The sequence below is a fragment of the Bradyrhizobium sp. genome, assembly GCF_016462955.1.
GTDB lineage: Bacteria > Pseudomonadota > Alphaproteobacteria > Rhizobiales > Xanthobacteraceae > Bradyrhizobium.
In genome coordinates this window covers 1-4,581 of sequence record NZ_JAEMSD010000527.1, presented here as the reverse complement: position 1 = coordinate 4,581, position 4,581 = coordinate 1, and the positions used below count along the sequence as shown (strand labels likewise).

The following is a 4,581-nucleotide window of genomic DNA, read 5'->3' as shown; positions in this document are numbered from 1 at the left end:
CCGATTGCGCGTGCAGTTGCAGGATGGTGAGTGCGCCGAACAGATAGGCGCCGAGCGAGCTCGATGACACCGGCTCGATCTCGCCGTCCTCGATGCCAGGCCCGAACATGAAGCCGCAGACGACGAGCAGCGCCGCCAGCACGAAGCCGGCAATGACGTGGAAGGCGTACGGGGCGACCTGCAGTTCGGCGGTGTCCAGGCCCGGGATGGTCCAGAGCACGGCGAAGACGATGGTCGTGACCGCAAGCCAGCGCCACAGCCGGATACGGGCGAGACCAAAGCTCGCAGCTGTCACGACCGCAAGATAGATATAGAGCGCCCAAAAGTCCGGTTTGCCGCTGGAGACCAGGATCGGCGTCACGAAGGCGCCGACCACGCCGAGGCCGGCGAGCGCAGGGCCGTGCAACAGTGCAGCGGCCAGCGTCCCCATCGCAACGATGCCGAGCAGCACGAAGGCCGTTGCCGGCACGAGGAAGCCGTAGAGCGCGTAGGCCGCGTAGATGGTCGCGAACGCCACCGCGGTGCCGGCTGCGGTGAGGATCGCGGGAATGTTTGCGATCGGCAGCGCCGCAATGCTCGAGATGCTCTCCTTGCGGCGCGTCCATTCGCCGGCGCCTAGCAGCGCGGCTGCGAACAGGCCACCCAGGAATACGCGCACGCCGGGGCCAAGAAGGCCGGCCTCGATCGAATAGCGCACCATGAAGAAGCCGCCGAGCGCGAGCGCAAGGCCGCCGATCCACACCACCCAGCGCGTGCCGAGCCGCTCCTCCAGGCCGGGTGCGGGTGCCGGCAGCGGCGGCGGTGCGCCGGCTTCGAGGTTGGTTTCGAGCGGGGGAGAAGGAGCATCCTCGGCGAGGGGCGGAGGCGGCACCAGTTCAGGTTCGGGCGCAAGCGGCGGCGGCTCCGCGGCGGCGGTTGTGGTGGTGGCCGCGGGTGCCTGCTCCCAAACAGCCGTGAGCGGCGGCGGCTGCACCGGACGCTGCGCATTGAACATCTCTTCGAGCGAGCTCAGCCGCCGCCGCAGCTCGGTCGCCTGGTTCGAGGCCTTGATTGCAATCAGGAAGGCGATGATTGCAATGATCAGCGCAAAGAAATCGAACGGGCCGTCGAACATGAAGCCTCCAGGCCACCGGCGGGCAGGGGCCGGTACCATACTATCAGGATCTAGCGCCGGGAGCGTACGCGCAAGCCCGGCGCGGGCCGCTCCTGGAGCACTTCGCGGCGGAAGCGGTAGAGCGCCGCCGGCCGTCCGCCCGTCTGTGTCGACATCGCCCCGGTCGGTTCGACCAGGGCTTCCATTTCGACCAGGCGGCGGAAATTTTGCTTGTGCAGGTGCCGGCCGGAGATCGCCTCGACCGTGTGCTGCAGTTCGGTAAGTGTGAAGTCGGCGGGCAAAAGTTCAAAGACCACAGGACGATACTTCAGCTTTGCCCGCAGCCGCGCGATTCCCGTGGCGAGAATCCGGCGATGGTCGAACCGCATCGAGGTCCCGAGCGGAGGCAGCGTCTTGCGCGCCAATGCCGCGGGGCGGCCGTCGCGCCGCGCCTCCTCGATCAGCCCGGCCTCGTACAGCAGCTCGTAGCGGTCGAGCACGCGCTCCTCGTCCCAGGGCGCCCCGTCGAGACCGAAATAGAAGCGCACGCGATCCTTGCGCGGCAGCGCGCGCGTGGTCTCCGGTGTATCCTCCTCCGCCCACTTGGTCAGCGCCGGGATGATGTCGCGGGCGATGATCGCCGGCGGCTGCTCGCGCCAGTCTTCCCAGGGGAAGAAGCGATACCACGGCGCGAAGCTCGCCGCGTTCGCCACGAGCTCGCCGCCCGCGGGGCGCGTCAGCGCGAGATAGCCGATCGACACGATATGGGCGCCGGTGTCGCCAGCCTCGGCATGACGGCCGCGATCGCCGAACGTGTAGAGCTGCTCGACATAACCGAGCCGCAGGCCTGCCTGTTGTTCGACCCAGGCGCGCAGGCCGATCTCGAAGGTGCGATGGCTCACGGCGTCGAACGGGCCGAACGGCAGGCCGGCAAGCCCATCGGCACCGCGCGAGATGAGGATCTGCGGCTCGTGGTTCTCGATCGCGACGATCGCGGCGGTGAGGCCAATCTCGATCGGCGTCAGCTGCATGTCGCTCATGCGATGATGATCGCGGGTGTTGCGGAAAGAATATCTTCGTTGGTTGAACAGATCTCGCCGCGGGCTCGTTGTAACCTCTCCCGCTTGCGGGAGAGGTCGGCGCGTAGCGCCGGGTGAGGGCTTTCTCCTCTAGGGGGCTGTCCCAATGCGGAGACACCCTCTCCCCAACCCTCTCCCGCGGGCGGGAGAGGGGGCGCACCTCCATTGTGGCGCCCGGTCATTCGAGCTCGATCACGAAGGGGCGGCTCTCGACCATCATCGCGCCGGGACCCATCTCGTCGAGTGCGCGCAGCATGCGGCCGTTGCGGCCCAATGCGCGATCGGCGAGGCTGACGATGCGGCGGTTCGGCGAGGCGATCGGCGAGGCCGCGCGGATCTTCCTGGCGATCTCGATTTCGTCGCGGTTTGGATTGAGTGCGCATACGACTGCGAACGCGCTCGCGGTGGAGCGGCTGATGCCGGCATAGCAATGCACCACCAGCGGGGCGCTGCGGTCCCAGCCGCGCACGAAATTAAGCACCTGGTCGACATGGTCTTCCGACGGCGCAACGAAACCGTCGATCTCCTCGGTGATGTCGTCCATCGACACCTTGAGATGATTGGCCGGCAGCACCGAGACGGGGCGCGCCACCTGCTCGACATTGGCCATCACGGTCAGCACATGGCTAGCCCCGGTGAGGCGGACGGTTTCGGGAAGCGCGGCGAGGGAACAGACGTGGATCATGGCGGTCCTTTTTCTTGATTATAACCGCCGCCGTAGGGTGGGCAAAGCGACATGTCCGCCGTAGCTCAAAGAGCGAAGGCGGATGCATGCCCACCACTCTTGTCGCAACCGCGAAAAGATGGTCGGCACAGTGCAAGAGCGCCTTTGCCCACTCTGCAGGATCTAGGCGAACACCCCGCCAAACCGCTCCAGAAACTGCTTCTCCGCCCGCGCCGCGGTCCAGGGCGTGAGATAGTCGCGCCGGACGCTGTCGGAGAGGCCCGGGTCCTTGCCGAAAAGGCGCCGCGCTTCGCTCGCGCTGAAGCCGGCGAGCTCAGTAGCCTCGAGATAAGCCGCGCCGCGATCGGCGGCCTTGATGGCCTGCGTGATGTCATCAGGCAATACCGGTGGCAATCCGAAGCGGATGTGGATGGCGCCGAGCAGGCGCTTCTCCACCGCCTTGTAGTGACCGTCGAGCACCGCCTTGAACGGCGAGATCATGTCGCCGATCACGTATTCCGGCGCATCGTGCAGCAGCGCGGCGAGCCGCATGCGCTGGTCCGCTCGCGGCATCTCGTGCCGCAGCACGGTCTCCACCAGCAGCGTGTGCTGCGCGACCGAGAAGATATGCGTGCCGATGGTCTGCCCGTTCCAGCGCGCCACCCGCGCCAGCCCATGCGCGATGTCGGCGATCTCGATGTCGAGTGGGGAGGGATCGAGCAGGTCGAGCCGCCGGCCCGACAGCATGCGCTGCCAGGCGCGGGACGGCGCATCGCGCGCGGTCTTCTTCGCCGTCATTTGGCCTTGAGGCGCGGCTTGCGCTGCGTCTTGCTGCAGCTCGCGTGACAATGGCAGTCGACCAGATGGTCGTTGACCATGCCGGTCGCCTGCATGAAGGCATAGACGATGGTCGGGCCGACGAACTTGAAGCCGCGCGAGGACAGCTCCTTGGAGATCTGCACCGACAGCGGCGTCGAGGCGGGCACGCTTGCGGTGGTCTTGAATTTGTTGACCAGCGGTCTTCCGTCCATGAAGTCCCACAATAGCTTCGAGAAGCCGGGGCCTTTCTCCATGATGTCGAGATAGGATTTCGCGCTCAGGATCGCGCCGTCGATCTTGGCCTTGTTGCGCACGATGCCGGCATCGTTCATCAGCGCATGAACTTTCTTCTCGCTGTAGCGCGCGATCTTCTCCGGCTGGAAATCGTCGAAGGCTTTGCGGAAATTGTCGCGCTTGCGCAGGATCGTGATCCAGGACAGGCCGGCCTGGAAGCCGTCGAGGATCAGCTTTTCGTACAGCGCGCGATCGTCGTACTCGGGCACGCCCCATTCGGTGTCGTGATAGGCGACATAGATCGGATCTTCGCCGGGCCAGGGACATCGTTTCAGGCCGTCGGGATGCAGGCGGGCGGCTCGGCTCATGCGATGGGCTGCTTGGCTGGAATTCGAACGACATCTGGTTCAGCGAGCGTCAGAGGCAGCCCACCAGCGGTGAGGGGCTGGCCGGCGTCGAGCGCGTCGGCAACGCGGTCGATGCGCACCAGCGCAATGCCCTTGCCGCCGGCGGTCGAGCCGATGCTGCCGACCGGCTTGTCGCCGGCGAGAATGGTGGCGCCCGGCTCGGGCGAGCCACCGTCGAGCAGCACCTTGACGCTGCGCGTGCGTGCCGTGCCGCGATGCTGCATGCGCGAGACGACCTCCTGGCCGACATAGCAGCCCTTGTCGAAGTTCACGCCGTGCAGGCGG

5 protein-coding genes and 1 pseudogene are annotated in these 4,581 nt (G+C 66.6%); all 6 read right to left on the bottom strand.

The features are described from left to right. A partial coding sequence (locus JHD07_RS33505; RefSeq protein ID WP_291629947.1) for a DUF2339 domain-containing protein occupies positions 1-1,114 on the bottom strand: 1,114 nt, incomplete at its 3' end. Between the two features lie 50 nt (positions 1,115-1,164). Then, positions 1,165-2,133 (bottom strand): NAD regulator, encoded by a 969-nt coding sequence (locus tag JHD07_RS33500; RefSeq protein WP_291629945.1) that lies wholly within the window; start codon positions 2,131-2,133, stop codon positions 1,165-1,167. Positions 2,134-2,350: 217 nt separating this feature from the next. Continuing rightward, complete coding sequence (locus JHD07_RS33495) at positions 2,351-2,857, bottom strand: protein tyrosine phosphatase (RefSeq protein ID WP_291629943.1); 507 nt, start codon at positions 2,855-2,857, stop codon at positions 2,351-2,353. Positions 2,858-3,019: 162 nt separating this feature from the next. After that, positions 3,020-3,634, bottom strand: a complete 615-nt coding sequence (locus tag JHD07_RS33490; RefSeq protein ID WP_291629941.1) for an HD family hydrolase — start codon at positions 3,632-3,634, stop codon at positions 3,020-3,022. Next, positions 3,631-4,257, bottom strand: a complete 627-nt coding sequence (locus JHD07_RS33485) for a DNA-3-methyladenine glycosylase I (protein WP_291629939.1) — start codon at positions 4,255-4,257, stop codon at positions 3,631-3,633. The genes JHD07_RS33490 and JHD07_RS33485 overlap by 4 nt, the downstream gene beginning before the upstream one ends. Then, positions 4,254-4,581: pseudogene (locus tag JHD07_RS33480) on the bottom strand (folate-binding protein); the annotation flags it as partial. The pseudogene JHD07_RS33480 and the gene JHD07_RS33485, both read right to left, overlap by 4 nt.

What these genes read in the sequence shown, in the direction of transcription:
- JHD07_RS33485 (WP_291629939.1), bottom strand. Translation starts at nt 4,257, where the DNA reads ATGAGCCGAGCCGCCCGCCTGCATCCCGACGGCCTGAAACGATGTCCC.
- JHD07_RS33490 (WP_291629941.1), bottom strand. Translation starts at nt 3,634, where the DNA reads ATGACGGCGAAGAAGACCGCGCGCGATGCGCCGTCCCGCGCCTGGCAG.
- JHD07_RS33500 (WP_291629945.1), bottom strand. Translation starts at nt 2,133, where the DNA reads ATGAGCGACATGCAGCTGACGCCGATCGAGATTGGCCTCACCGCCGCG.
- JHD07_RS33495 (WP_291629943.1), bottom strand. Translation starts at nt 2,857, where the DNA reads ATGATCCACGTCTGTTCCCTCGCCGCGCTTCCCGAAACCGTCCGCCTC.